The organism is Ruegeria sp. BA12, assembly GCF_056539625.1.
On the sequence record NZ_JBQFVF010000007.1, the window covers coordinates 113,063 to 138,181 of the forward strand.

22 protein-coding genes and 1 pseudogene are annotated in these 25,119 nt (G+C 53.8%); 14 read left to right on the forward strand and 9 right to left on the reverse strand.

What is annotated here, in order from left to right:
* Positions 1 to 788 precede the first annotated feature (788 nt).
* The gene (locus ACR0B0_RS14410) at positions 789 to 1,484 is read left to right on the forward strand and encodes a hypothetical protein (RefSeq protein ID WP_170351218.1); all 696 of its coding nucleotides are present in this window, start codon (positions 789 to 791) and stop codon (positions 1,482 to 1,484) included.
* Between the two features lie 411 nt (positions 1,485 to 1,895).
* Here the strand turns inward: ACR0B0_RS14410 and ACR0B0_RS14415 are convergent, their stop codons facing one another.
* The gene (locus ACR0B0_RS14415; protein WP_170351217.1) at positions 1,896 to 2,810 is read right to left on the reverse strand and encodes a LysR substrate-binding domain-containing protein; all 915 of its coding nucleotides are present in this window, start codon (positions 2,808 to 2,810) and stop codon (positions 1,896 to 1,898) included.
* A 180-nt stretch (positions 2,811 to 2,990) separates the two neighbouring features.
* On the opposite strand from ACR0B0_RS14415, the gene ugpB reads away from it, so the two are divergent.
* The 6 genes from ugpB (at position 2,991) to ACR0B0_RS14445 (ending at position 8,608) form a co-directional block, all read left to right on the forward strand.
* Entirely contained in the window at positions 2,991 to 4,301 is a 1,311-nt protein-coding gene (ugpB, locus tag ACR0B0_RS14420; RefSeq protein ID WP_480648353.1) for a sn-glycerol-3-phosphate ABC transporter substrate-binding protein UgpB, read from the forward strand.
* 61 nt (positions 4,302 to 4,362) lie between these two features.
* Positions 4,363 to 5,244 (forward strand): sn-glycerol-3-phosphate ABC transporter permease UgpA, encoded by an 882-nt coding sequence (gene ugpA / locus ACR0B0_RS14425; RefSeq protein WP_170351215.1) that lies wholly within the window; start codon positions 4,363 to 4,365, stop codon positions 5,242 to 5,244.
* A 20-nt stretch (positions 5,245 to 5,264) separates the two neighbouring features.
* A complete protein-coding gene (ugpE, locus tag ACR0B0_RS14430) occupies positions 5,265 to 6,101 on the forward strand; it encodes a sn-glycerol-3-phosphate ABC transporter permease UgpE (RefSeq protein ID WP_170351276.1) in 837 nt (278 codons plus the stop codon).
* A gap of 3 nt (positions 6,102 to 6,104) precedes the next feature.
* A complete protein-coding gene (gene ugpC, locus ACR0B0_RS14435; protein WP_170351214.1) occupies positions 6,105 to 7,160 on the forward strand; it encodes a sn-glycerol-3-phosphate ABC transporter ATP-binding protein UgpC in 1,056 nt (351 codons plus the stop codon).
* The gene (locus tag ACR0B0_RS14440; protein WP_170351213.1) at positions 7,160 to 8,107 is read left to right on the forward strand and encodes a glycerophosphodiester phosphodiesterase family protein; all 948 of its coding nucleotides are present in this window, start codon (positions 7,160 to 7,162) and stop codon (positions 8,105 to 8,107) included. Before ugpC ends, ACR0B0_RS14440 begins: the two co-directional genes overlap by 1 nt.
* A 207-nt stretch (positions 8,108 to 8,314) precedes the next feature.
* Entirely contained in the window at positions 8,315 to 8,608 is a 294-nt protein-coding gene (locus ACR0B0_RS14445) for an NUDIX hydrolase (protein WP_480648356.1), read from the forward strand.
* 61 nt (positions 8,609 to 8,669) lie between these two features.
* Here ACR0B0_RS14445 and acdA read toward each other — a convergent pair whose 3' ends face one another.
* Positions 8,670 to 9,875, reverse strand: coding sequence for a 3-sulfinopropanoyl-CoA desulfinase (acdA, locus tag ACR0B0_RS14450; RefSeq protein ID WP_480648358.1), 1,206 nt, complete (start codon positions 9,873 to 9,875; stop codon positions 8,670 to 8,672).
* On the opposite strand from acdA, the gene ACR0B0_RS14455 reads away from it, so the two are divergent.
* A complete protein-coding gene (locus tag ACR0B0_RS14455; protein ID WP_480648359.1) occupies positions 9,857 to 10,858 on the forward strand; it encodes a LysR family transcriptional regulator in 1,002 nt (333 codons plus the stop codon). The genes acdA and ACR0B0_RS14455 overlap by 19 nt on opposite strands.
* 222 nt (positions 10,859 to 11,080) lie before the next feature.
* Here the strand turns inward: ACR0B0_RS14455 and ACR0B0_RS14460 are convergent.
* From ACR0B0_RS14460 to ACR0B0_RS14475, 4 genes and pseudogenes are all read right to left on the reverse strand, one after another.
* Positions 11,081 to 11,763 (reverse strand): annotated as a pseudogene (locus ACR0B0_RS14460) (IS6 family transposase).
* 44 nt (positions 11,764 to 11,807) lie between these two features.
* Positions 11,808 to 11,996 (reverse strand): hypothetical protein, encoded by a 189-nt coding sequence (locus tag ACR0B0_RS14465; protein WP_480648361.1) that lies wholly within the window; start codon positions 11,994 to 11,996, stop codon positions 11,808 to 11,810.
* Between the two features lie 114 nt (positions 11,997 to 12,110).
* Positions 12,111 to 12,458: a hypothetical protein gene (locus tag ACR0B0_RS14470; protein ID WP_480648363.1), complete on the reverse strand. Its 348-nt coding sequence runs from the start codon at positions 12,456 to 12,458 to the stop codon at positions 12,111 to 12,113.
* 194 nt (positions 12,459 to 12,652) lie between these two features.
* Positions 12,653 to 13,336, reverse strand: a complete 684-nt coding sequence (locus ACR0B0_RS14475) for a DnaA N-terminal domain-containing protein (RefSeq protein WP_170351207.1) — start codon at positions 13,334 to 13,336, stop codon at positions 12,653 to 12,655.
* Between the two features lie 466 nt (positions 13,337 to 13,802).
* Here ACR0B0_RS14475 and ACR0B0_RS14480 point away from each other — a divergent pair, with 466 nt between their 5' ends.
* Positions 13,803 to 15,110, forward strand: a complete 1,308-nt coding sequence (locus ACR0B0_RS14480; RefSeq protein ID WP_170351206.1) for an AAA family ATPase — start codon at positions 13,803 to 13,805, stop codon at positions 15,108 to 15,110.
* Complete coding sequence (locus ACR0B0_RS14485) at positions 15,107 to 16,213, forward strand: ParB/RepB/Spo0J family partition protein (protein ID WP_480648365.1); 1,107 nt, start codon at positions 15,107 to 15,109, stop codon at positions 16,211 to 16,213. Before ACR0B0_RS14480 ends, ACR0B0_RS14485 begins: the two co-directional genes overlap by 4 nt.
* A 66-nt stretch (positions 16,214 to 16,279) precedes the next feature.
* On the opposite strand, the gene ACR0B0_RS14490 is transcribed toward ACR0B0_RS14485, so the two are convergent.
* The 3 genes from ACR0B0_RS14490 to ACR0B0_RS14500 form a co-directional block, all read right to left on the reverse strand.
* On the reverse strand, positions 16,280 to 16,450 hold the full coding sequence (locus tag ACR0B0_RS14490) for a site-specific integrase (RefSeq protein ID WP_254440255.1): 171 nt from the start codon (positions 16,448 to 16,450) through the stop codon (positions 16,280 to 16,282).
* An 860-nt stretch (positions 16,451 to 17,310) separates the two neighbouring features.
* On the reverse strand, positions 17,311 to 18,846 hold the full coding sequence (gene betC / locus ACR0B0_RS14495) for a choline-sulfatase (RefSeq protein WP_480648367.1): 1,536 nt from the start codon (positions 18,844 to 18,846) through the stop codon (positions 17,311 to 17,313).
* Positions 18,847 to 18,922: 76 nt separating this feature from the next.
* On the reverse strand, positions 18,923 to 19,906 hold the full coding sequence (locus tag ACR0B0_RS14500) for a Bug family tripartite tricarboxylate transporter substrate binding protein (RefSeq protein ID WP_480648369.1): 984 nt from the start codon (positions 19,904 to 19,906) through the stop codon (positions 18,923 to 18,925).
* A gap of 92 nt (positions 19,907 to 19,998) precedes the next feature.
* On the opposite strand from ACR0B0_RS14500, the gene ACR0B0_RS14505 reads away from it, so the two are divergent.
* The 4 genes from ACR0B0_RS14505 to ACR0B0_RS14520 are packed head-to-tail and all read left to right on the forward strand — an operon-like array spanning position 19,999 to position 25,064.
* Positions 19,999 to 21,198 carry an ROK family transcriptional regulator gene (locus tag ACR0B0_RS14505; RefSeq protein WP_170551044.1) on the forward strand — a complete coding sequence of 400 codons (1,200 nt, stop codon included), beginning with the start codon at positions 19,999 to 20,001 and terminating at the stop codon, positions 21,196 to 21,198.
* Positions 21,199 to 21,200: 2 nt separating this feature from the next.
* Positions 21,201 to 21,716, forward strand: coding sequence for a tripartite tricarboxylate transporter TctB family protein (locus ACR0B0_RS14510; RefSeq protein WP_170362600.1), 516 nt, complete (start codon positions 21,201 to 21,203; stop codon positions 21,714 to 21,716).
* A gap of 13 nt (positions 21,717 to 21,729) precedes the next feature.
* Positions 21,730 to 23,238 (forward strand): tripartite tricarboxylate transporter permease, encoded by a 1,509-nt coding sequence (locus ACR0B0_RS14515; RefSeq protein ID WP_480648372.1) that lies wholly within the window; start codon positions 21,730 to 21,732, stop codon positions 23,236 to 23,238.
* Positions 23,239 to 23,261: 23 nt separating this feature from the next.
* Positions 23,262 to 25,064: a metallophosphoesterase family protein gene (locus ACR0B0_RS14520; protein WP_480648374.1), complete on the forward strand. Its 1,803-nt coding sequence runs from the start codon at positions 23,262 to 23,264 to the stop codon at positions 25,062 to 25,064.
* Positions 25,065 to 25,119: the final 55 nt, after the last annotated feature.

The window sequence follows — 25,119 nt, forward strand, 5'->3', positions numbered from 1 at the left end:
CTTCGCCGATACGGCAGCTGAGCACGCCAAATCTGCGAGTTAATCGACCTTAACTTTCATTAGGCAGGTCATGAGCGTTGGTATCGTTCATAGCTTTTGAGCGGACATTCGTTCGAGGCGCAGCATCCGGCAGATTGTGCTCTTTCCAGACCTCGGATGCACCGCACTATCTGACTCGTGGAAAACCATCCGCACCAACAAGGCGGTTCTTAGCTACCGTTTAGTGGTGTTGCTCAATGCTGCGCCAGCAACCCACATTGCCGACCTTCGCTCTATATGCTCGAAATTGGTGGTCGCGAAACTCTAGACTGCGGGCTCACAGCGGACTTTGCAGTCGTTTTCGCGAGGCTATCGCCAGTTTCAGATGATGACACAGTCGCACATTCCCGTCAAAATAACATCGCGAATACCACGCAGGTAAAGACCACACGAATTCGTTTTGAAAAAGAGCTTTAAGCAAGGAAATTTCATGATTCACTATCGAAATTGCATTGCTTTTGTCGCAGTAATTCTTGGTATGGGCGCGCTACTTACCGCGTTATTTGGGGGAAGCCCAACTGCGTTAGTGATTGTCGCCGTTTCAGTTTTTGTGGCTTCTCTCGCGATCTCGAAAACCAACCCTCTGAACGGAGAAGCCGTCGACCGAACTTACTACACATCGGCTATATTGGGAGCTTGTCTCTATTTCTACGCGCAGTTTCTACGCGCAGTCAGTGGAGCGCACAGAGTTTCTCGGGTATCGAGACCTGGCCGAACTAAGATCTCAGCTAGAGGACTCTCAGTCGACCGTGGATCGGCTTGAGATCGATGTCGAAAATGGAACGGGCGCGGCCCGATTCATCCGAGAGAACGAAGAGCAGTCAGTTCGCGAGATTAGTCGTGAAATTGCCGAGTTTCGTTCGCTTCAAATCGAGTTGAACGCAGCAGAACTGGACGCATGCTTAATTGGAAGCGGCTTTAACTTTGGGGCTACCGACTTCGGCCTAGACGAGCCCTCTGGTGTTGATGCAATCATTGATGACCATCAAAAAGAAATGGAGCGCGTATTTGCTCAACAAATGTGCTCTGCAGCAAGAACGAGAATCGAACAAGAGCGGGCCATTTTTGTCGAAAACTATCCGCTGGCGACAAGGTTCGGCGATATCGAGCAAACCGTGCTGAAAGAGAGAGGAATATCCCAACGTTTGGTACAGCTCGGCGGGTATAGCGTGACGATAGGAACAGCGTCTGCGGTCTTTAGCGGCGAATTTTCTATGGCAGAGCACATCACTGCCCTTGAAGAGGCACAAACCGTCCTCAAACAAAAAATCGACGATGTTCGGTCCAAAAGCGGAGAAATTACCGACGAAATTGAGAAGGAGAAAGAGCGATCAGCTTCCACAATTGGACAGATCGCTCTCTTCATCTGGCCATACGTCTTGATTGCAGTGCTAGGGTTAAAGCTCTCTCGCGCGCCTAGAAAGAACACGCCTCAATTGGGTTAGCATCTTACTATCCGACCTCTTCTTGGGGGGATCGATCTGATATCCGCTTCATTGCTGTGTCTTCCGCAATCGCCTAAGAGCGGACGGGTATAGTCGGCCCATTGCCGACCTTGAGCGCTATGTTCGAATGCTGCGTTTGCAGCCCACATTACTGCCGTTCGCTGCACGGGCAATATACAGAGTGTTATGAACTCACCAAATGCGGGACGAAGCGGGCGCTAGAGTGTCCTAGGATTAGGAGCTAAATTATCCAAGCTCAACGGCAAAACTACTCGGTCTTTCGCCACTGTGGTTGATAAGGCGAGATCGATCTTGGGGGCTATTCCAAATGCTCAAGAATTGGTTTCAAGCTATGAAGATAGAAAATGTTAGGCCTGCAGGCAGCGAACGTTAGCGTTTACCGCCCTACAATCAGTGATGGAGTTTACCTGCCTTGAACGGGGCTAGGCTCTCTTGGAACTGCTCGATGAACTCTAGCGTCACCAGTGACGGTTGCTTCAAAATCGGACGCACAAGGGAAAGCGTATGTGACAAGAGCGGTTTGAACGGTCGGTAGCTCAATCCCTTGTCTGCATATTGGACGGCGTCCAACTCGCTGACCACGGAAATCCCAACACCTTTTACAGCCAATTCACATGCCGCCGTGAACTGCCTGACTTCGATGTGGGAATTCAGTTTGACGTTGGCGCTTTGAAAGGCTTTTGAAAGCTGTCCAAAAAAATTGCTGTCGCGCCGTGTGTGAATAATCTTGGCGGTTGCAAGATCCGTAGGTGTCACCTCGGAGAGGTGCTCCAATTCATGTCCAGTAGGAAACACGCAAACTGTACGGACATCGATGTCTCTGCTTTCGACGGCCGGATGCCCGTTAAAGTTATCTGTGATTCCGAAATCATATTGCTCACCGATCATCCACTCGAGAATGCGTTCCGGTCTGTCAGGTTCGATCGTCATGGTTACACCTGGCCGATCTTGTAAAAACGTGGCGATGACGTTGGGAAGGTGACTGGTGGCGAACCCGGGCAAACATGCGATGCGGATGTGTCCCGCTTTGCGTTGGGTTATGTCTTGACTAACGTCCGAGATCTGCTTCATCAATTCCAAAACGCGCTCTACGCTGGGTTGCAGATAACGCACCTCCTGCGAAGGCACCAAGCGACCTTCACGGCGATCAAAAAGTTGAAAGCCAAGCGATTTTTCCAGATCGGAAAGCAGTCGGCTGACCGCAGGTTGGCTTATCCCAAGATCCGTAGCTGCAGCAGTGACCGATCCGTTTGTGGAAACTGCCATGAGCGCCTCCAATTGGCGGATCCTCAAAGTTTGACTCATACTTTGATCCTGGTTCGTTGTTTGCTTAGTTGTTTTATAATGTAATGTTATGTTTTTCTCAAAAATTAAATGCTTGAATTATAAATTTGTAACGTTAACGTCGTGAAATCGTCATGTGTGCTGATTACGCGTTGCGGTCGGTATTCAACGAAGCATCAACACTGATGCATGGGAGGAATCATGAATAAGCAATTTCTCGGCGCTCTCGCCGTAACTACTGCGTTGTCCCCCGTGGCGGCGATGGCCCAAACTGAAGTTCAGTTCTGGCACGCCTTCACCGGCCGACTGGGTGAGCTTGTTAAAGCGCAGGTTGAAGAGTTCAACGCCGGCCAGGATGAGTTCGTCGTGGTCGAAAGCCACAAAGGCAATTATTCGGAAACTCTGAACGCGGGTATTGCGGCTTTCCGCGCCGGTGAGCAGCCCCACATTCTAATGGTTTTCGAAGTGGGCACGGCTACGATGATGTCGGCCGAAGGTGCGATCAAACCCGTCTATGAAGTGATGGCTGAAAGCGGTGCGTCGTTTGATCCTGACGCGTACATTGGCGCTGTCAAAGGGTACTATACTACAACGGACGGAGAAATGCTCTCACTGCCTTTCAACTCGTCCACACCGGTTCTGTGGGTCAATCGCGATGCCTTCGAAGCGGCGGGTGTTGATCCGGACACAGATCTATCGACCTGGGAAAAGGTTGGCGACGTACTTGAGCAGCTTAAGGCTGGCGGCGAGGACTGCCCGCTGGTGACTGCATGGCAAAGCTGGATTCACCTCGAGAACCTGTCGGCCTATCACGACGTTCCGTTCGCATCGCAGGACAACGGTTTTGCCGGTCTGGATACCGAGCTGATGCTGAACGGTCCGGCGCAGGTCGCACACCTGACAGCAATGGGTGACTGGGCCAAGGATGGCAAGTTCATCTATACCGGACGCAGAAATGAAGGTGGTGCAAACTTCCGGGCTGGCGAATGCGCATTGTTTACCGAAAGTTCGGCCGGTTACGCTGGCATCAGCTCCGAAGCCGAGTTCGAATTCGATGTTCGCCCGCTGCCCTATTGGGAAGGCGTCACAAGCGAGCCGCAGAACACCATTATCGGCGGTGCGTCCCTTTGGGTGATGGAAGGTCATGACCCCGAGGAATACAAAGGCGTCGGCGAATTCCTCAGCTTCCTGTCGTCTTCGGACGTTCAGGCGGCGTGGCACCAGAACACCGGTTATCTTCCGATCACGGCCGAAGCTGGTGAAGCCACGCGTGCCGCAGGCTTTTACGACGAAAACCCGGGAACCGATATCGCTGTGATCCAGATGACGGCGAAAGAGCCCACCGCAAATTCGAAAGGTCTGCGTTTGGGGTCGTTCGACCAAATTCGCGGCATCATCGACGAAGAGCTCGAGGCCGTCTGGTCCGGCGAGAAAACCGCTCAGGAAGCGATGGACAGCGCGAAAGAGCGAGGTGACGCTCTGCTGCGCCGGTTCGAATCCGCCAATCAATAAGTCGTAACTCGATGCGGGCCTGTTTCGGGCCCGCATTTTCTATATTCGGTGGTTTATAGGGATGGAAAAACGCGTCACCTTTCGCGGCTGGCTGTTGCCATTGGCGCTAATCGCCCCGCAGGTCGTCATTTCCGCTGTATTTTTTTTCTATCCGGCGGGGCAGGCTGTTTGGCAATCTCTATTCATACCTGACCCCTTTGGGCTGTCGTCCCAGTTTGTGGGTCTCGGTAACTTTGAATTCCTGCTGAGCGATAAATTCTACCGAGCCTCTTTCGTGACGACAGCGGTGTTTTCAACGCTTGTCACTCTCTGCTCGATGATCCCGGCGTTGTTTCTGGCGGTCATCGCGGACCGCCTGATCAAAGGATCGGGCGTTTACCGGACGCTACTGATCTGGCCCTACGCCGTTGCCCCCGCTGTTGCAGGCGTGCTGTGGCTGTTCATGTTCAACACACGCGTCGGCGTCGTCTCGTGGTACCTCGGCCAACTCGGCTATGACTGGAACCATGTCCTGAACGGAACCGAGGCCATGGGGCTGGTTGTTGTCGCCTCGGCCTGGGGGCGCATCAGCTATAACTTCCTGTTTTTCTTCGCGGCATTGCAGTCAGTTCCAAGGTCCGTGATTGAGGCCGCCGCGATCGACGGCGCGCGTTTCTGGCGCCGGTTCTTCACCATAGTGCTGCCGCTCTTGTCACCCACCGCGTTCTTCCTGCTGGTGGTTAATGTTGTCTACGCCTTCTTTGAAACCTTCGGCGTGATCCACACGATTACCGGTGGTGGACCACAACAGGCAACAACCATTCTGGTCTACAAGGTCTTCTCGGATGGGTTCGTGGGACAGGATCTGGGTTCGTCTTCGGCGCAATCGGTCATCCTGCTGATCGTCGTCGGCCTGCTGACGGTCATCCAATTCAAATACGTGGAAAAAAGGGTGCACTACTGATGGCAGCCCAACAACACGGAATGGTCGAAAAACGCGGGATGGGGATCTGGCTGACCCATGCCATGATGATCCTCGGGGTGTTGATCATTTTTTTCCCGATCTGGCTGGCCTTTGTCGCGTCGACCGTAACCCAACCGGAAATCGTGACACCGCCCATGCCGTTGGTGCCGGGTGATCAGTTCTGGGAAAACTACAAGGCCGCGCTGTTTTCCGGCGTGAATGTCCCGGTTGCAACGATGCTGTTCAACAGTTTGGTGATGGCCATCGGGATTGCCGTTGGCAAAATAATCATCTCGCTGCTGTCAGCCTTTGCGATTGTCTATTTCCGTTTTCCCGGGCGGACAACATTCTTTTGGCTGATCTTCCTGACGCTTATGCTACCGGTCGAGGTGCGTATCGTTCCAACGTTCGAAGTTGTTGCCGGGTTCGGTATGCTCAACAGCTATTACGGATTGATCTTCCCTCTTATCGCTTCGGCCACGGCAACATTTCTTTTCCGGCAGTTCTTTCTGACGATCCCGGATGAACTGGCCGAAGCTGCCCGCGTGGACGGGGCCCGGCCGATGCGGTTCTTCATCGATATCGTGGTGCCGATGAGCCGGACCAATATCGCAGCGTTGTTCGTGATCCTGTTCATCTATGGGTGGAACCAATATCTCTGGCCGCTTTTGATAACCACCGACCCTGAAATGAACACCATTGTGATGGGTATCAAACAGATGTTCCCTTCTGGCGATGATGTGGCCGAATGGCCAGTCATCATGGCCACATCCATTCTGGCAATGATCCCGCCAGTCATCGTGGTGGTGTCGATGCAAAAGCTCTTTGTCCGCGGCCTTGTCGATAGCGAGAAGTAAGAAATGGCAACAGTAACCCTTGAGAACGTCAAAAAGAGCTTTGGCCCGACGGACGTCATCCATGGCATCGATATCGACATTGCGGATGGTGAGTTCATTGTAATCGTTGGCCCTTCGGGCTGCGGGAAGTCCACGCTGTTGCGGATGGTTGCGGGCCTGGAAACCGTGACATCCGGCGAAATCCGGATTGGCGAAGAACGGGCCAACGAGAAAGAGCCGATGGATCGCGACATCGCCATGGTGTTCCAGAACTATGCGCTTTATCCGCATATGTCGGTGCGTCAGAACATGGGTTACGGGCTGAAGATCGCCGGGTTGCCAAAAGATCAAATCGATCAAAAAGTGACCGAGGCCGCCAGACTATTGCAGCTGGAACCCTTGCTGGATCGCAAACCCAGACAACTATCAGGCGGTCAGCGTCAAAGGGTGGCGATGGGGCGGGCCATTGTCCGCGAGCCAGCAGTTTTCCTGTTTGATGAGCCGCTTTCGAACCTAGATGCCAAGCTGCGGGTTCAGATGCGTCTGGAAATTCGCGAACTCCAGGAAAAGCTGGGGATCACGGCGCTCTATGTGACCCACGATCAGGTCGAGGCCATGACGATGGCCGACAGGATGATCGTGATGAATGGTGGCATCGCCGAGCAGATTGGAACGCCGTTAGAGGTCTACGAAACACCGAGAACTCTGTTCGCGGCACAGTTCATTGGCAGCCCTGCGATGAATGTGTTTGACGCCCAGCGTGAAAACGGGACGATCAAGATCGGTGAAATTGCGGTCGGCCGTTCTGCAGGTCCCGATACCGCGTTGAAGCTGGGGATACGCCCAGAGCATCTGCTGTTGGATGATAATGGTCCGCTGGAATCGGCGATTCAGATGGCGGAACCGTTAGGGGCCAACACTTTGTTGCACGGTCAACTAGCGAGAGTCGGCGGAGCGATCACGATAAGCCTTCCGGGAGTCCATCCGATCGAGGGCCGGCATCCGAACTTGCGGTTCTCGGTCGCCCCAGAGCACATGCATCTGTTTGACCAATCAACTGGTGAAAGGCTGGGCGGCTAATGACGTTTCCTCAAGTCGAAGCCTTCCGTGGTGGCGAAAACCTGATCCGGGTCGTGGGACATCGAGGGGCAAGAGGCGTTTTGCCCGAAAACAGCATGATTGGTTTTGATTTCTCGCTGTCTATCGGTGTCCCGCTTCTTGAGTTTGATGTTGTCCTGACGGCGGATGACGTGCCGGTCATAACCCATAATCATCGTCTGCACGCACCGAGCTTTCGCGGCGCAGATGGCCTGTTTCTGACCGGGGAGGAACCGAAGGTTTCGTCACTGACTTTCGAAAAGATTCAGCAATTCGATATTGGACGGTTAGACGGGCATTCTGCCTATGGCCAACGCTTTCCAGACCAGGCCCAATTGGAAGGCGTTCGAGTCCCAAGGCTGATGGACTTGCTAGAATTGGTGAGTGAACCAAAATACGGCGATGCCTATCTGATGCTCGAACTGAAGTCGGATCCTGACGTGGCCCATGATCCGCTTCATAGGGAGAACTTTGTCGGGCGAGTTCTACAGGAAGTTCGCGGCAAAGGTCTTTCGTCGCGCGCAGTACTGCACAGTTTTGACTGGAACCTTCTGGAGGAATGTCAGCGAAAAGCTCCTGATATGCCGTCTTCTTACCTTACACAGCTTCCAGATAACGCGGATGATGTTGGGGAGGATTCCTCGAAAGCGGTTTGCCCTGACTTTCGTGGTCGTTGTGATGAAATTCCCTATTTGGTCAAGCAAGCTGGCGGTTCGCTTTGGTGCCCGTACTTCGCGGATGTAACGGCTGAAAATGTGGCGCGCGCAAAAGATCTGGGCCTATGTGTTGCCGTTTGGACGGTGAATGAGCACGAAGAAATAGACAGGATGATCGACCTGCGCGTGGATGCAATCGTATCTGATTACCCTGGGCGGGTTCAAAGGCATCTGTCGGATTTAGGCATGGGTTGGCATATCGACAACCAGTGAATTCTGCATTGCTAATTCGTGACGTTTATTATGTTTCTTCCAGTCGCAATCGGAAAGGGTTGGTCACATCTTCACTTCAACCTCCTGCGTAGGGCGAGAAGCATAACGGCTCAGCGTACTAAACAAGTTGCAGCATTGCCTCTGCAATTGTTCGGCGGTCGCCCCAAAGTACTTCTTATCACGTCGCGCTACACAGGACGCTGGATCATGCCCAAGGGCTGGCCGATGGACGGCGAGCAAGACTGGTGCACGGTAGAAATTGAAGCGCTGGCGGAGGCTGGTGTGGAAGATACAGTTTCTCGCAAGCCGATCGGTGAGTTTGAGAACGCTAAGACTTTTAACGACGGTACCAGTGTCCAAGTGAAAGCCACCGTCTACCCGCTCTACATCGATAAGGTGAAGCCCGGTGGAAGGAAAGGCACGAAAGAAAAAGACACTGGCTTTCACCGAAAGGAACTGCGAAAGAACTCAAACAGCCAGAGTTGGAAGACTTGCTCTTAGACCTAAAAAACAATCCAAGAATGAACAGATCAATACGCGCAATCGCAGCGGCTTGAGGCTATCAACCCCTGGCCAGCTTCGCGTACCCGTCTCTGGTCTGTGGCGTTTTAATGCCCAACAAACTACCTGCAAGCTGTGTTTTCAGAATCTGCGCAGTTCCACCACCGATGGTAAACATGCGCACGTCGCGATACATGCGCTCGATTGGCTCCTGCGCGCCGTATCCGCGCGCACCAAATATCTGCAAGGAGTCGTTGACGACTTTGATCGCCTGTTCAGACGCAAAGGCTTTTGCCCTGGCTGCCATTGCCATGTCGGGAAACCCAGTCGAACCAAGGGATCCAGCGGCTTCATGCAACATCAGACGGGACGCATGGACCGCCGTGTCCATGTCTGCAAACATCCATTGAAGACCCTGAAACTCCTGCAACGGGCGGCCGAATTGATGACGCTCACGCAGATATCTTTTTGAGTGCTCCAGCGCACCGGCTGCAATTCCCATGGCTACCGTTCCCGCCCCGACACGCTGGCTGTTATAAGCGGTCATCAGATCGGCAAAGCCACGTTTTATTCCCGATGGGGTGACCAGCGCGAAACGCTCATCAACTTCCAGATCGGTAAAACGAAGCTCAGTTTCGGGCATGCCGCACAGCCCCATGGTCCGTTCGCGACCGACCACATCGAACCCTTTGGGGGCGATACCGTTTTCAGGATCGTAGTGAACCAGAAAACCGGTGATCCCGAGATCGGTTCCGTCCTCATCCAGAACACGCGCAAAAATTAGGTAAAGCTTCGAAACGCCGCCGCCCGTGATCCAGTGTTTGCTGCCGTTGATCAGATATTTCCCGCCAACACGCCGGGCCGTTGTCTGCATCTCGGTCGCCGCGCTGCCGGCGTTGGGTTCAGTTATACAGATCGCGGGCTTGTCCCCGGACAGGACAAGCGGGGCCACAAAATCCCGTTGCTCATCTGTGCCATAGGCCATGATCGCGCTGATGCCGCCCATATTGGCCTCGACGACAATCCTGGCACTCAACGCGCAGGCCTTGGCGATTTCTTCGACGGCCAAAACCACGTCAAGGTATGAGGCGCCGAGCCCTCCGAACCTGGGCGGGATTGTCATGCCCATAAGTCCAGCGTCGGTCAGTTCACGTACGTTTTCCCAGCAATAGGCGCGGGTCTCGTCCCAGTGACCTGCACGTTCCGCAAATCCTGGAGCTAGTTCACGGGCGATTTCCTGATACGTCTTTGTTCCCTGATCAAGCATTGGGTCATCCTCTCTACTCACAATTATGTGAGAGCCCGCATGTTATTTTCAATCGAATTTACTTTGTGATTAAATTAAGTTTTATTGAACTTATGCAGATTTCAGCTTTTGAAACACTAGTTGCGATTGCACAGCACAGCTCATTTTCTCGAACCGCAGAAGTGCGCAACATGACACTGTCTGCTGTCAGCATGCAGATGAAATCGCTGGAAGAAGAGCTTGGCACAGCGTTGTTCGACCGCCGGTATCGGCCGCCCAAACTGACGCCACTCGGAGTGAGGGTTGCTCAGGACGCCAAGACAATAGTTGATGCCTACTCAGTTCTGAAATCAAGATGTGTGCCTACCGATCAACTGACCGGAACGTACCGGGTCGGGTTTGTTCCCTCAGCCGCTGCTCGCATTCTGCCCCTGTTTCTTGGAACGGCAGAACAGCTGGCTCCAAAAGCAATGTTGAGAACCAGTACCGGATTGTCAGAGACTTTGTGCGAACAGGTCCGGAACGGTCAACTGGATGCCGCAATCGTAACTGAAATCGCAGATGCGACATTTGATCTTTGCTGCGAAACCGTGATCCGTGAGGAAATGGTGATCGCGGCACCGCTGGACAGCAAGGTAAAAGGACTAAGCGGACTTTCCGGGTCACACCCTTTTTTGCATTTCATTCCGTCGTCGGGCATTGGCAAGCTGATCGCCCAATACCGTGATCAGATGCAATTGAAGTCGAAGGAAGTGATTATCCTTGATAGTATCGAAGCCATCGTAAACTGCGTTAAAAACGGCATCGGATACGCGCTTTTACCAAAAACAGACGTATTGCGGTATGGCGCTGATCAGGTTCTTGTTCTGCCTTGTAAGCCGCAGCCGTTGTTTCGCAACGTCTCACTGGTAACACGCGAAGACGCCCTGACTGAAATATGGCGCCCAAAGCTGAAGGCATTGCTTGAGGCCAGCATAACCGGTCTGGAAAACACAGAAATCTAAGTTGCTTAAATCGTTTGGTGGATCGCCCGCAACGCGGTCCATAGCGGCACTAAACACCTGTACGGCCTGCCAGACTTCGGGTGTCAGATAACTCAGCCCATCCGGCACACCCAAACTTCGCCCCGACAGTGGCGCGGGTGAGGCCAGCACAAACCCCCATTCCCCGAAACGGTTCTGTCGCAAATTCCTTTGAAGGACGAGAAGGCAACGCAGGCGGTTTGATTATCCTAGCAGTTGAACATACTGCTGAAACGGGGAGAGTCCGGGTGTGAATTGACCTTTGCGGATCATGTTGACCAGCTCGATGCCAGCCAGGGCAGATGCAGCTGAATCGAAAGACTTGAAACCCAACATGGGCCTGATCCGACGTTTGATGAATCGATGTTCTTAATCAATGATGTTGTTGAGATACTTCTGCCTCACCATCTCGATCGGTATCGGATAACCAAAGCCTTTCAGAATCTTGTTTATAGCTTTGATGCCAGCAGTGTTGGCGCCGCTTTTGTCGATGACAATCTTCCGTGCAAACCCTTCATCTCAAGCGCACAAGCGAAGAACTTCGTTGCAGCAGCTTTATTCCGGCGTTCGGATAGCATGAAGTCCAGGGTTTTGCCGTGTTTGTCGATGGCGCCATAGAGGTAAACCCACTCACCCTTCACTTTAACATAGGTCTCATCCATGCGCCACGAACGGTCGGTAGGACGCTTCTTGTGCCGCGAAGCATCAGCTACAAAACCGGCATATCGGCTCACCCAACGGTTCAGCGTCCCGTGATCCAGTTCAACGCCTCTTTCCGCCATGATTTCCTCCAGATCCCGATTTGGCACGTCGCATCGGAGATAGAAGAAAACAGCGTACTAGATCACGTCTTTCGGAAAGTGCGCACCTTTGAATGAGATGGTCATGGTCTGCTCCTGTCTTATCTGAGCATGCGCTACCAAAACGACACTCAGTCTGACAGGTGGAACAAAGTTTGCGACAAAACCAACTTGCGCAACACCTTATAACTGTCCTGCGCGTCCAGCTCTGATCCGCAAAATTCGCAGATTTGGACCATTACCCGACCACCGCCAAAAACGTCCATCCCGGCACCGCATGAGATGCAATTGATCGAGGTAAGCTCGGGCGACCTTGTCATGTTTGCTGTATCTTTATGCCAAACGGATCGAACCAGCGCCCCTGAAACCACATCAACCCTGCCCCCCCAAAATTCGCCCGACAGCAATCTGTTGTATTCGCACGTGGCATTGACCTAGTCATAAGCCTCACCCACTTGCAGTTCCTCGTCGAACCGCCCTCGCAGGGCAATACATTCGGCTTGTTCCACTTCGGTGACCGTGTAGGTGCTGTTTTCATACTCCAGCGTCTCGCCCGGTTTGAAAGGCGGTCGGAACTTTGGCATCCGTTCGTCGGAAACGCGGATCTGTTCGACCACATCACCCTCATCCACCGAAACCCAGGAGATCGCGCCTTTCTGAGAAGTTCCGCAGAACTCGTCCCAGAAACGCGACCATAGGAATAGCGCGCGTGTCCAAGAATCTGGATCGCTTTCGCCCCAACTCGACCGTGTCCCCGATCCCGAACAGCAGCGGCGCGTCATGCAGGACACCCTGATCGCCCGCAAGCGCAATATGGTCCCCTTTTAAAATAGTGTCGAGCCACAGGATGAGCAGGTCACGACCTTGGCCGCGTCCAATAAGATCGGGCACAAAGACCCGCAATTGGGACAATTGAAATCTTTCATACCGTCAGGTCTTTCAAAGCAGTCGAAAATTCAAGCGTCAGTAATCCTGTCTATTCAGCGGTTTCAAAGCGCAGACGGCGCACCGAGGGGTCAACCCGGCCGTAGGCGGCCAACAACCGCGCGGACCATTTTTGGGCGATGTAATCCGCCATGAACCGCGACGGTGCCATCAGGGTGACGACCCCCCCTACCCTATCAGCCTCTGTCAAATGTTGGAACCAACTCGCCCATAGTTCAGGATCGCGCCCGTGCAATATGGCTTGCACCTGCGTCCAGACCTCCTCGTCCGACGGTTCAAATGGTGCAGGTTTGACTTTGAAAGGGACGATATTTGTGTCCGGTTCGGGATCATCCGACATTCGGGCCTGAAAATCGGACCCGATGATGGGCCAGATGTCCGAAGTATCAAGCATCACCTGCTTCAGGTCCAGCTCATACACCGCAACTCGCCCGCGCGCAGCGGCTCGCTTGACCGCAATCCAGCCCATCGACCGCAGCTTTGCCATTTCACGTTTCACCGTGCGTTCGTTTACGGACCACAGACGCGCGATCTCTTCCCGCCCAATCGACAACTCATTGTTGCGCCAGTTGTACCGGGTAGTGATCAAGGCAATGATGCGTAAAATGCTGCGCTGGCGATGTTTATCGCCAGACAGGGCGTGAACTGTCAACGCTGATAGAATGTCGTATTTTATGGCAGGCGCATTTCGCCCTACCGGTTTTGCAACCTGCATTCCTATTCTCACCGCTCTGTCTGCCTCAGACGGGTTATACCGCCAATAATACGCTGTTTGCCAACGCTTTTCGTCTTGATGACCTGATTAGCGTCCAAACCGACGATTCTGTCAAGCGGAGTCTGATTTTGAATCGCTGCGGCCCCCAATCCAATTCAATTTAAAAATGAAAATAGGTGAAGTATTGGTGATGGGGGACGTCTAAGGTGTCCCCTTAATATCCACTTTTGACCCCCTATATGGGGCATTTCAGGGTTTAGCGCCCCCCTAAATCTTGGATCGCTGCCCTGGAAACCCTTGGGGGCGAATCGGATGCCAGCCGAATCGGATCATGCGGTGTAACGCCTTGTTTTCTTACCCGTGGGTAAGATTACACTCTTATCATATTTTCTTTTGCGTAAAGCGCAAATCAAGCGTAAATAGTTAAAACGTATAAAATAGCGTCCAAAAGAATGAGACTTGAGGCATGTACACGCACGAAGACCTGAACGCATTGCGCAATCAGTCCCTCAAATTGCAGGGCTGGATCCGCCAACAGACCTTCAGCCCCGAGATGGAAAAGACCCTCCGCCGCTTTTCAAGCTGGGAGGTGTCCGAACTGATCTTTCGCGTCAACCAGTCGACCTTTCGCGGCAAGCTGGCTGCGGACCCGTCACTGCCCAGTGGTGAGGTTGAGCCGGATGGCCGCCAGCGTTGGTTCAGCCTGGAAGAGGTGAACGAGCTGCGCCGCCGCCTTAAGGTGAACCGCAAATCCCTGATGCCACCCCGCCCCGTGGGCAAGCGCGCCATCCGGGCGGCGGTGGCCAATTTCAAGGGCGGCGCGGGCAAGTCGACCGTTGCTCTGCATCTGGCCCATGCCGCGGCGCTGGATGGGTACCGGGTGCTGGTGGTGGATTTCGACCCGCAGGCAACGCTGAGCCACTCGATGGGTTTGACCGACGTGACCGAAGATTTCACCGTCTGGGGCATCATGGCCCGAGATTTGATCCGTGAGACCGAGCGGATGAACAACCGCCCTGCTGCCGCCGAATCCGGCACCACCCTGCCCCGTCGTGAATTGCCACCCTCGATTACCGATATGGGGCTGGGCGATTTGCGCATTGCGGACTTCATCAAGCAAAGCTCTTGGTCGACTATTGACGTCATCCCGTCTTGTGCCAACGCCGCCTTCGTTGAATTTGCTTCCGCGCAGTATCGGCACCTGAACCCCGAGTGGTCGTTCTTTGCCGCCGTATCGCGCTATCTGGATCAGATCCCGGATGATGCATACGACCTGATCCTATTCGATTGCCCCCCGGCGATTGGGTACCAATCCATGAACGCCGTTTTCGCAGCTGACATGCTCTATGTCCCCTCTGGTCCCGGCTACTGGGAATATGACTCGACCACGTCGTTCATCGGTCAGCTGGCCGAGGCGTTGGAAGACCTCGCTTATGGTTTCGACAAGACCTTACCCACGGGTAAGATCGGCTTGCCCAAAACCTTTTGTGAGCTGCGCTTTCTGCTGACACGTTACGAGCCGGGCAATGCCCTGCACCTGGCGATGTTCGATGCGTTTAGGAAAGTGTTTGGTGACCACGTGGCCGAACACCCGGTTGAGATGACCCGCGCAGTCGAGCAATCCGGCCGCTTCTTAAGTTCTGTCTATGAGATGGATTACCGGGAGATGACGCGCGAAACCTGGCGACGCGCGCGCTCGACCTTTGACAATGTATATGAAGAATTCCGGGACGTGATGCTATCGGCCTGGGAAAAGCTGGAGGATGACGCATGAGCCGCAAACGCAGAATGTTTGACATCGACATGTCGGCCATGGATGACATTCCGGTCGGCAAGGTTCCGGACAAGGTGCTGGAAAAGCGGCGCGGACCGATGGCCACCGCAATATCGGAAAACGCGGACGCGTTGCGCGACCAGCAATCGACCGAAGAAACCATTCGTGCCGAAAATGATCGTCTGGCGCATGAGCTGGTCCGGTTGCGGTCGGATGGCTTGGTGACCGAACATGTAGTCTTGTCAGATGTGGTCACCGAAAAACTGACCCGTGACCGCAAGCCCGGCCCCGATCCGGAGTTGGAGGAATTGAAGGCCTCGATCCAAGATATCGGATTGTCGAATCCCATCCGGTTGGAACGCCGTACGGATGGCCGGTTCGACCTGATACAGGGCATGCGCCGCCTGTCGGCCTATCGCGCGTTGCATGAGGAAACGGGGGATGAGCTTTATGCGCGTATTCCAGCGGGTATCTCTGAAGCGGCAGACCTGAACGACAGCTACCGTCGCATGGTAGATGAAAACCTGATCCGCAAAGATATCTCGTTTGCTGAGATGGGCGCATTGGCCAGAGCGTATGCCGAAGACCCGTCAAACGATTGTGCTGACGTAGACAAGGCCGTTGCGGTCCTGTTCAAATCCGCCAGCTATACCAAGCGCAGCTATATTCGCGCGTTCGCCAGTTTGCTGATGATGTTGGACAAGGTGCTGATGCACCCCAATGAAATTCCGCGTAATTTGGGGGTCGAATTAAAGCGAAAATTTGACGCCAATCCCGGATTGGTTCGACAGGTCAGCACCGCAATCATGAGCGAACCGGATCGCGACGGCCCGCGCGAAATTGCCATTTTGCGGACTTTTATAGAAGCAGATAGCACCGCGACGAAAAAGCCGGAACCGTCAGGTGCTAGTAAAACGCGCCGGGCCAAAACCACATTTCAGGTGTCGGGGCGGGCAGGGGTCGCGAAATGCTCGGCCTCGAGCGGGCGGATCGAGCTGCGCTATGATCTGGACTTTACACGGGTTGATCGGGCCAAGCTGGAACAAGCGATTGCCACCTTGATCGACGATTTGCAGGAAGAAGACGATCTTACCCACGGGTAAGGTTCACACCTGAATTCTTGGGCAAGGAAGCGCCGGGTCGAAACCCGGCGTTTCTTTTTTGCCGCGTCATCCCAACAGATCTGTTGCCGGGTTTTCCGCAGTGTCCACATCATCATAGTAAGTCTGAGCCAGAACCTGAGCCACGGACCGGCGTAAGGACTGCCGCATGGCGGCTTGGATCGGCGCGCCGTCCAGCGCGACCTGGTTCAGAAAGCCCGAGCGCAGCCGGTGGGGCAAGGCGCACCCCTGATTCATCTGGGTGTGATCGAGTATTTAGGCTGGCGCCGTGGCGTTGCTTTCTGACCATTCCAGCACGGTGCCGAAGCGGGCCGCTTTCCAGGCGGTGATGTAGAGTAAGTCCCGCTCATAAACCCGCAAGGTGTTGGACAGAGTTCCGCGAACATAGAGAGCGTCCAGCGTCTCCTGATCTGCAGGTGACAGAGCAGGGGAGGAGGCAGGGAGATAGGACGCGGGGTCTGTCATGGGTGTATTCAGATCTCATTTCCGGACAAAAAAATATCAATCCCGAAAAGCGGTACTCATCGAGTTTGGCGGTCGGATTATGGTAAAGTAAAAGTAATGAGCAAAATCATTAAATTTTGCGTATAAAGCGACCGGGAGGTAATCCAGGATATAAGAATAGTGATACTGCTGAACCTACTATGAAAGGAAACCCAAGGCTTTGGTGGGGGCTCTGTTGCAAATTTTTCGCGATCAACGCCCAGACGATCCGTGCCATTTTGTTAGCCAGTGCTTCCCTAACCAACAGGGATGACTTGCGCTCCAACATTCTTGCGGGCCAGGAATCCGGGACGACGCATTTATGTTCTGCCCATCTAACCACGACGCTGACGCCAATAATAAAGAGGCGTGGCAACGTCCGGTTTCGGCCACCGGAAAGCAAAGTGTAATTTGGGCTGATCTGTGACGGTTAGCCCTGATGTCCTTTTAAAGGATCAACGGATTGTCTTCGATATCTACGGTGGCCAGCGCGTTCCATTTCAATTGGCTCGGTCGGAATTTTGGTCCGAAGGCAGATGCGACGCAAAAGAACCCCGCAGTGCATGCGCCAACAAGGGTGTAGTCATGCGGTGCATTTACGCCTGATCTGGCTTTGCCGGAGCCACGTAAGGTAGACGCGCCCGCGCCTTGGTGTCTGCCGCCCCTGCATTGCGGATGTAGCGTCCACCATCATCGTGGCGAACTGTATGAACATATGTCGGATCCCCACCCGTCACGTTGTGAATTGCAAGCCTGCGAACCTGGCTGGCGCGAATGGTTGTTTTTAATTCCTCCGGATTCCAACCGTCGAACAAGATAGCCTCAAGCTCGGCCCGGATCTCGGTGCAGTCACGATCGTTCGCGCGGTTTCTCACCTCGGTGGGATCTTCGTCGATATTATAGAGCAATGTGTCTTCACCTTCGAGCCACATGAGCTTCCACGGCCCTTTTTTAACCATTCGGCTGGGCCCGGTTGAACCATCGGCCGCAAACTCCGAGATCGCGACATCCGACAGTGTAGATGTGTCTCCGTTCAGGGCAGGGACCAGGGATTGGCCATCTATGGGCGACGCAAAATCCTGGAACGCGCCGTCAGCGGCAAGGTCTGTGAGTGTTGGTAGAAGATCGATCAGTGAGATATTTTTTTTCACCCGCGCTGGTTTGAACCGATTTGGCGCGTAGACGATGAAAGGTACACTGGCGGCCCATTCAAAAAAGTGTTGTTTGAACCACATGCCACGCTCACCCATCATCTCACCATGATCGGCGGTCAGGATAATGATGGTGTTTTCCATCTGACCCGTCTTTTCTAGAACTTCCACAAGGCGGCCGACTTTATCATCGATATACGAGATCATGCCGTAATACCCATGGCGCGCCATTCGACGATCTTCGGGGGTGACGGTAAATTCGTGGCGCGACTGGCAATAATGTAAGTTGCGGCTGAGGTGATCCATCTCGTTTAGCTCAAGTGGTGGCACTGCTGGAAACTCGATCTCATCATGGTCGTAGAGATCCCAGTATTCCTGTCCGATCACGAACGGAGAGTGGGGTGAGGTAAAGGAAACGGTCAACATAAAGGGCCGGTCATCGCCCGTGCGCGCCAGGTCATACAGCGCCTGAATGCCGTGATATTCGACCTCGTCATCGTAATCCATCTGCATGGTGCGCACTGCCGGGCCGCTTTCCAGAATGGGTGCCATGGTCAGGTTCGTGGGCTTGTATTCACGCCCTTTGGACCAATCCACGGTCCAGGCAAAGTTTGCCGGGTAGATTTCTGTCGTATGGCGTTTGTCATATCCATGCAGCTGATCGGGGCCGACAAAGTGCATCTTGCCCGACATTTCAACCCGGTAATCCATGCTGCGCAAGTAATGGGCAAATGTTGGAATATCGGCGTGGAATTCGCTGGCATTGTCATACATGCCAATGGAGAAAGGCAGCTTTCCGGCATGCATCGACGCGCGGGACGGACCACACATGGGCAAGTTACAATAACAGTTTTCAAACACGACACCTGCCTGCGCAAGGCGGTCGATGTTTGGCGCCTTCACCGTCTTGTTTCCGTATGTTTTCAACGCATTTGCTGCAAGCTGGTCGGCCTGAATAAAAAGGATGTTCGGACGTGCCATTGTGGGTTCCCAAATGTGAAAGAAAATTGTCCCGGGCGGCCAAGGGGAGGAGCGGCCGCCCGGGACGCCGAGCTGCTTATTGAATTACCATTCCCAGCTTTTCGGCGGTGTCACTGAAGGTTTTGACCTGACCCTCGACAAACGATTTTGTTTCGTCTGGCGACAGAACAATAGGGACCGAGCCCAGCTTTTCAGTCGTATCAACCCAGCTTGCATCGGCGGAAATCGCGCCCAGCACTTCGACCCATTTTGCTACAACGTCCTCCGGCAGATCTTTTGGGCCCCATACGCCTGTCCAACCGACGACATTTTCCAGATTTGGATGACCAAGCTCCTGCGCGGTCGGGGTGTCCGGTATGGCTGAGAACCGTTCCGGCGTGGTGGTCAGCAATGGGCGAATTTGATCGCTCTCAATTGCGCCGGACAGACCTGAAAGGTTGTGAAAGATCAAATCGGCGTGCCCGCCAACAACGGCAGCGGTCGCCTTTCCGCCCCCTTTGAAGGGCACATGGATCAGGGTTTCGGAATCTACCCCAAGATCATCCAGCATGATCAGCATTGCCATATGCAACAAAGTGCCAACTCCGGCAGACGCATAAGAAAGGCGCTCGCCCCCCTCGATTGCTGCTTTCAGTTCGTCAAAGTTTTGGTACGGCGAGTCTGCACTTACGCCCAAGACAAACGGGTTCTTTTCAATCAGGCCGAGAAAGGTAAAGTCGTCCCACTTGTACGGTATTGTGCGGTTGATCGCAGGAACCGTGGCCTGAGAGCCCACGCGCGCCATAAGCAAAGTGTAGCCGTCCGGGCGTGATTTTGCGACCTGAGTCGAGCCAACGACTCCGCCAGCGCCGGTTTTGTTGACGACCAGAATGTTCTCACCCAGATACTCGGGGGCTTCTGTACTCATAGTGCGGGCGGCCAGATCAGCGGCACCGCCGGGGCCGTACGGAACGACCAATGTTACTGGCTTGCTTGGATATTCCTGCGCAGATGCCACAGTTGGGATTGCGAGCAGGGCAAGGCAGCTCAGCGTAGCGACTACTGTATTTTTCAGTTTCATTTTATAGCGTCTCCCTGAATCGAATGAATTCACCTTAATAAATTACTTGCAGTAAGTAAATAATTAAGTCAATATGAAATGGGAGGCTCAAAATGGCAGGTTCATCACTGGAAGAAATCGGGCGCGGAAACCGGCAAAGGGTTCTGAGTGAGATATTGGGGTCTGGTACAATTTCCCGGTCGCAAATTGCCGACAAGCTGGAATTGAACGCGGCAAGCGTGTCCCGGATCACGCGCGAACTTATCGAGGCGCGCTTGGTGCAGGAAGTCGGCGACGCCAAATCAGAGGGGCGGCGGGGCCCGCGCACCAAGAGACTGTCTGTCGATCGCACTGGTGGATACGTTATCGGAATAGGTATCAACGCCTATCAGCAGGTCGTTACACTGGCCGATCTTTCAAACAACAGAATTGCGTCCTGGGATGCTGGTGGTGAAGGCCTGTCCGAAGGCGAAGGCTTTCTGAAGACATGCTGTGATCAGGCCCGAAAGCTCATTGAACAACATGTTCCTGACAGAGACAGGTTGTTTGGTGTTGGGCTTACGATTGCAGGAAATCTGGACAAGGCGCGTGGCACCGTCATTTCGGCCCCGACACTTGGGTGGGATGACGAAGTTGGTGTTCGGGATCTGGTCCAGAAAGAGCTTGGAGTTCCGGTTGCGCTGGAAACGCCGAGCGCTGCGATCTGTCAATCCGAGGCTGCATTTGGGACCGCACGCAACATTGAAAACGTGGTAGTGATCTACTGCGCGCTTGGCTTTGGTATCGGACTTCAGATCAATGGGCAGCCCTATAGTGGGATCAGTCGGGTTGGTGGTGTTCTGACCGAAGCTAAGACCACCGACGGGTTGGGGTCCAATCTGCCCGTGACGTTGTCAGATTTGTGCGGCGGGAAAGCGCTGCTGCAGAAATTGCTTTCTTCGGACGTTTTCAATGCGCTTTCCGATCGGGACCGGGCGCGAAAAATCTGGGAGGTCGTCTCGGGCGCGGATGAAACGGATGGTGACTACAAATCGGTTTTGGAAGAATTTGGCGCGCGGGCAGCAAACTGCTTTTCGCTAAGTTTGACGGTTTTGCAGCCAGAACTGGTGTTGCTGGCAGGGCCGCTGGCCCAATCGCCCATCTACCTAGAAGCGTTTCGAAAGCAGATCGACACCCTCAAGTCGGATCTGCAGCAACCAATCAAGATCAAATCCAGCGAGATGACGCATATGGGCGCGGCTCGGCTGTTATCGCTCAGCGAAAACATCGCAAACGCTGAGTTGGATTTGAATTTGCTGAAGGGAGGAAACTGACCGTGGAGCCATCAAAACGGAGAGATTTTTTCGCGGGGGCACTGTTCCTGGTCCTTGGGATTCTGACAATCGTGATACTCATACCGTCAGGGGTGGATTCTCCGGGCAATGTCGAGATCTCGGCGTTGTCACCCGAGTTCTGGCCTCGCGTCATTGCTTTCGCCGTTGTGTTTGTCGCGCTGAGTTTGGTGGCGGAATCATACTTCCTCAAAACACCCGAGGTGGATGCGGATGAGGACGCGGAAGCAGATGCAATCTACAAGTTGGAGACGCTGCCGGGAACGCTACGAACCGTAATTCTAATCTTTGCACTTTTCCTGTTTTACTTTGCGCTTACGACGCTGGGCGTGGTTGCCAGCTCGATTGTTTTGATGCTTGCCATGATGCTCTTTTTTGGTGAGCGAAAATGGTACTACATCGTCCCAATCAGCATCCTTCTTCCTATTCTTCTTTATCTGTTCTTTTTGCACGTCGCAGGTGTGCCAATGCCCCTTGGCATATTCGAAACGTTTAGCTGAGTAGGAGCTGAGCATGATCGAGAATATTTCCACTGCCTTTCAGCTTTTCCTGAGCTTCGAAAACATTCTGGTGATCGGCATCGGGGTTCTGATTGGAACCATCATCGGTGCGATACCGGGGATGACGACGCCAATGGGCGTAGCTCTGGCGCTGCCGTTTACGTTTACGATGCAGCCAGTGACCGGCATCCTGCTACTGCTTGGTGTGTATAAGGGCGGCCTTTATGGCGGGTCTTTGACGGCGATCCTCATCAAGACACCCGGAACCCCGGCGGCGTCCTGTACCATTTTGGATGGTTATCCGCTGGCACAGAAGGGGCAAGCACGAAAGGCGTTGGACATAGCGCTTTATGCATCTTGTTTGGCTGATCTGATCTCGAACATAGCGCTGATCATGTTCGCCGGTTTTCTGGCGACATTCGCATTGCGTTTTGGTCCACCGGAGTTTTTCACGCTGATCGTCTTTTCTTTGACAATCATCGCAGGTGTTGCAGGACCCAGCTTGACCAAAGGTATCTTGTCTGCGTGCCTGGGTTTGATGTTGGCCACTGTCGGGCTTGATCTGATCTACGGCACGAACCGGTTCATCTTTGGAAACTACGAGCTGATGTCCGGTCTGAACTTTATTCCTGTTCTGATTGGTCTCTTCGCTATCCCCGAAATCTTGGATCGCGCGACGCGGCGCGCAAGGCCACCCGGGGCACAGCGTCAGGAATTGGGGAGTGGTGCAAGCTTTGCCGATTTCCGCAAAACGCTGAAATCGGTTGTTCGCGGCAGTTTCATCGGCGTGATATTGGGGGCAATTCCCGGTATTGGTGGCGCCCCGGCGGCTTTCCTAAGCTACAGCGAAGCACGCAGAAACTCGAAAAACCCCGAAAACTTCGGCAAGGGTGAGCCTGAAGGCGTCGCTGCTGCCGAGGCTGGGAACAATGGTGTAGCCGGGGCGACAATGATCCCGCTGCTGGCTTTGGGCGTACCAGGTGACGTGATCACGGCGGTAATTCTGGGCGCATTCATGATCCATGGGTTGCGTCCGGGCCCCATTCTCTTCGCGGAAAGCCTGCCAATGATCTATGCGCTGTTCATGGGTATCCTGCTTAGCTCGGCCTATTTGTTCATCGTAGGCAAGGTCGCGATCAAGACCTTCAGCCGCGTCGCGCTGATCCCGAACCGCATTCTGTACCCGATCGTGTTTACACTATGTGTTTATGGTGCCTATGCGGTGAACAACAACCTGTTCGATATCTTGGTAATGCTGTGCATGGGTCTTGTTGGATTCGCCATGATGCGGCTTGATATCCCGGTCGCGCCGTTTTTGATCGCTTTCGTTCTAGGACCGCTTCTTGAGGACAACTTCCGTCAATCACTGTTGTTGTCTGATGGGAGTCTTTCAATTTTTGTCAGAAACGCGATTTGCTGGCTGTTCTGGCTGCTGACAGCGTTGTCGATCTTTGTACTGATCCGATCCCGCATTCGTGCCTCACGCACAGGGCAGGCATCGGTTCTGACCACTGGCGGATAATCCCGAGATACAAGGAAGACATCATGGTTAATACGGGAAAGGCCGGTCTGGGCCACTTTGTCTACAGCTTTGCGGTGATCTCGGACACCCATGTCAATCCAGACGAAGATCGCTGCAACTCGCCCTTTCCCGTGAACGCCCGCGCCAATCGCCGGTTTCGTTTTGTAGTCGCAGATATCAACCGCAGAGAGGTGGACTTTGTTGTCCACCTCGGTGATCTGCTTCACCCCGTGCCTGAGACTGGAGAGCTGTTTGCGCAGGCCGCCGAAGCTTACCGCGCAATTGTGTCGGACCTGACGATGCCAATCCATGTGCTGCCGGGAAACCACGATATCGGCGACACGCCAATCAGTGGCGGGCCAGCAAGCCCCACCACGCCTAAAATGATCGAAGCGTGGGAAAAGGAGTTTGGCGCCCAATACCACAGCTTCGAAAAGGGTGGGGTGCGTTTTCTTCTGCTGAACGCGCAATTGATCAATTCCGGGCTGCAGGATGAAGCGGATCAAAGACGTTGGGTTGAAAACGAGCTAGCCGCGGCGCAAGGGCAACGAATTATGCTCATGCTGCACCACCCGGCCTACTTGTGTTATCCCGACGAACTTGACCACTATGACAATACCGATCAGCCGGGTAGGGGATGGCTGTTGGGGCTGCTCGAAAAGCATGGGATCGAGGCCATGTTTTCAGGTCACGCCCACAACTTCTGGTACGATCGTTATAGCGAGACGGATTTTTACCTGGCGCCAGCGACCAGCTTTGTCCGGCAGGACTATTCAGAAATGCTGAGGGCAATTCCACCGGAAGGCAGTGAATTCGGTCGCAATGACGCTGCGAAACTGGGTTATTTTTTGGTGAGTGTTTATGAAAACGGCCACGTCACGAAGTTTGTGCGTACCAACGGAGCAGAGCTGGCACCCGGTGAAAAACCAACCGGCGATCTGCAGCCTTTGGCCCCTGACCCAAGGGAAAACACCCGGCCACTGATAGGCTTTGACCTTCGTAAGAATTGGGCGGAGATATCAGAGGTGCCTCCCAGCGGTGGCTTGGACGAATTCGATCGCAAACCGGTTCGCAATGACTATCATCTTCTGGCGCTGCAAGAGATGGGCATCCGGGACGTGCGTCTCCCTCTGCATGATCTTCTGGACCCTGTGCGCCGCGCCCGGATCGGCCTTCTGAAACATCTTGGATTTCGCATCACGTTGTTTGGTTACAGTATTCCTGAAAACCACCTGAATTTGATCGCGTCCGTCGCTGACAACTTGTTTGATTGGGAGATCACGTTGAATTGGCGCGACGTGGAGGGATCTGTTGATGCGCTGTCTAAGGCATACGAAAAAACCGGCTTGCCAATCTACATTTCCCGGATGCGCACGAAAGAGGATATCAAAGCTGATGGTACGTATTTTCATGTGATAAATCACGGGTTCGATACACAGGACAGGCACCAGATAGAAATTCTAGAGACCCTTCCGAATTCCTGCGGACTTGCGGGTGCTGTGTTCCGGCTGGGCAACACCGAGCCGGTTGCGGATAGATTAGAAGCCGCAGATCGGGTGGTTACGCCCCACGGCTTGAAAGCATCGGTGCATCTGCGCGTCGCCGGAGACAACCCTGCCATTCCCCATAGGGATGATGACGCGACCAACGCCCGGGTCCTTGAGGCAATGGGAACCAGCGCAATGCTTAAAAACACGCGGGTGTTTTGCGATACCCTTGCCGATGTCGATCGTGGTTACTTTGTGCGCAACGGTGCGATTGATCGATACAATAACCCGCGCCCCCTTTTGGAAACTGTCCGCGCGCGTCATGTCGGCAATAAATGAAAGCGTATACGGTTGGCGAAGCAGCTGCACTTATTCAAACCTAACTACCCTACGG

What these genes read in the sequence shown, in the direction of transcription:
- ACR0B0_RS14415 (WP_170351217.1), bottom strand. Translation starts at nt 2,810, where the DNA reads ATGAGTCAAACTTTGAGGATCCGCCAATTGGAGGCGCTCATGGCAGTT.
- ugpB (WP_480648353.1), top strand. Translation starts at nt 2,991, where the DNA reads ATGAATAAGCAATTTCTCGGCGCTCTCGCCGTAACTACTGCGTTGTCC.
- ugpA (WP_170351215.1), top strand. Translation starts at nt 4,363, where the DNA reads ATGGAAAAACGCGTCACCTTTCGCGGCTGGCTGTTGCCATTGGCGCTA.
- ugpE (WP_170351276.1), top strand. Translation starts at nt 5,265, where the DNA reads ATGGTCGAAAAACGCGGGATGGGGATCTGGCTGACCCATGCCATGATG.
- ugpC (WP_170351214.1), top strand. Translation starts at nt 6,105, where the DNA reads ATGGCAACAGTAACCCTTGAGAACGTCAAAAAGAGCTTTGGCCCGACG.
- ACR0B0_RS14440 (WP_170351213.1), top strand. Translation starts at nt 7,160, where the DNA reads ATGACGTTTCCTCAAGTCGAAGCCTTCCGTGGTGGCGAAAACCTGATC.
- ACR0B0_RS14445 (WP_480648356.1), top strand. Translation starts at nt 8,315, where the DNA reads ATGCCCAAGGGCTGGCCGATGGACGGCGAGCAAGACTGGTGCACGGTA.
- acdA (WP_480648358.1), bottom strand. Translation starts at nt 9,875, where the DNA reads ATGCTTGATCAGGGAACAAAGACGTATCAGGAAATCGCCCGTGAACTA.
- ACR0B0_RS14465 (WP_480648361.1), bottom strand. Translation starts at nt 11,996, where the DNA reads ATGACAAGGTCGCCCGAGCTTACCTCGATCAATTGCATCTCATGCGGT.
- ACR0B0_RS14470 (WP_480648363.1), bottom strand. Translation starts at nt 12,458, where the DNA reads ATGACGCGCCGCTGCTGTTCGGGATCGGGGACACGGTCGAGTTGGGGC.
- ACR0B0_RS14475 (WP_170351207.1), bottom strand. Translation starts at nt 13,336, where the DNA reads ATGCAGGTTGCAAAACCGGTAGGGCGAAATGCGCCTGCCATAAAATAC.
- ACR0B0_RS14480 (WP_170351206.1), top strand. Translation starts at nt 13,803, where the DNA reads ATGTACACGCACGAAGACCTGAACGCATTGCGCAATCAGTCCCTCAAA.
- ACR0B0_RS14485 (WP_480648365.1), top strand. Translation starts at nt 15,107, where the DNA reads ATGAGCCGCAAACGCAGAATGTTTGACATCGACATGTCGGCCATGGAT.
- betC (WP_480648367.1), bottom strand. Translation starts at nt 18,846, where the DNA reads ATGGCACGTCCGAACATCCTTTTTATTCAGGCCGACCAGCTTGCAGCA.
- ACR0B0_RS14500 (WP_480648369.1), bottom strand. Translation starts at nt 19,906, where the DNA reads ATGAAACTGAAAAATACAGTAGTCGCTACGCTGAGCTGCCTTGCCCTG.
- ACR0B0_RS14505 (WP_170551044.1), top strand. Translation starts at nt 19,999, where the DNA reads ATGGCAGGTTCATCACTGGAAGAAATCGGGCGCGGAAACCGGCAAAGG.
- ACR0B0_RS14515 (WP_480648372.1), top strand. Translation starts at nt 21,730, where the DNA reads ATGATCGAGAATATTTCCACTGCCTTTCAGCTTTTCCTGAGCTTCGAA.
- ACR0B0_RS14520 (WP_480648374.1), top strand. Translation starts at nt 23,262, where the DNA reads ATGGTTAATACGGGAAAGGCCGGTCTGGGCCACTTTGTCTACAGCTTT.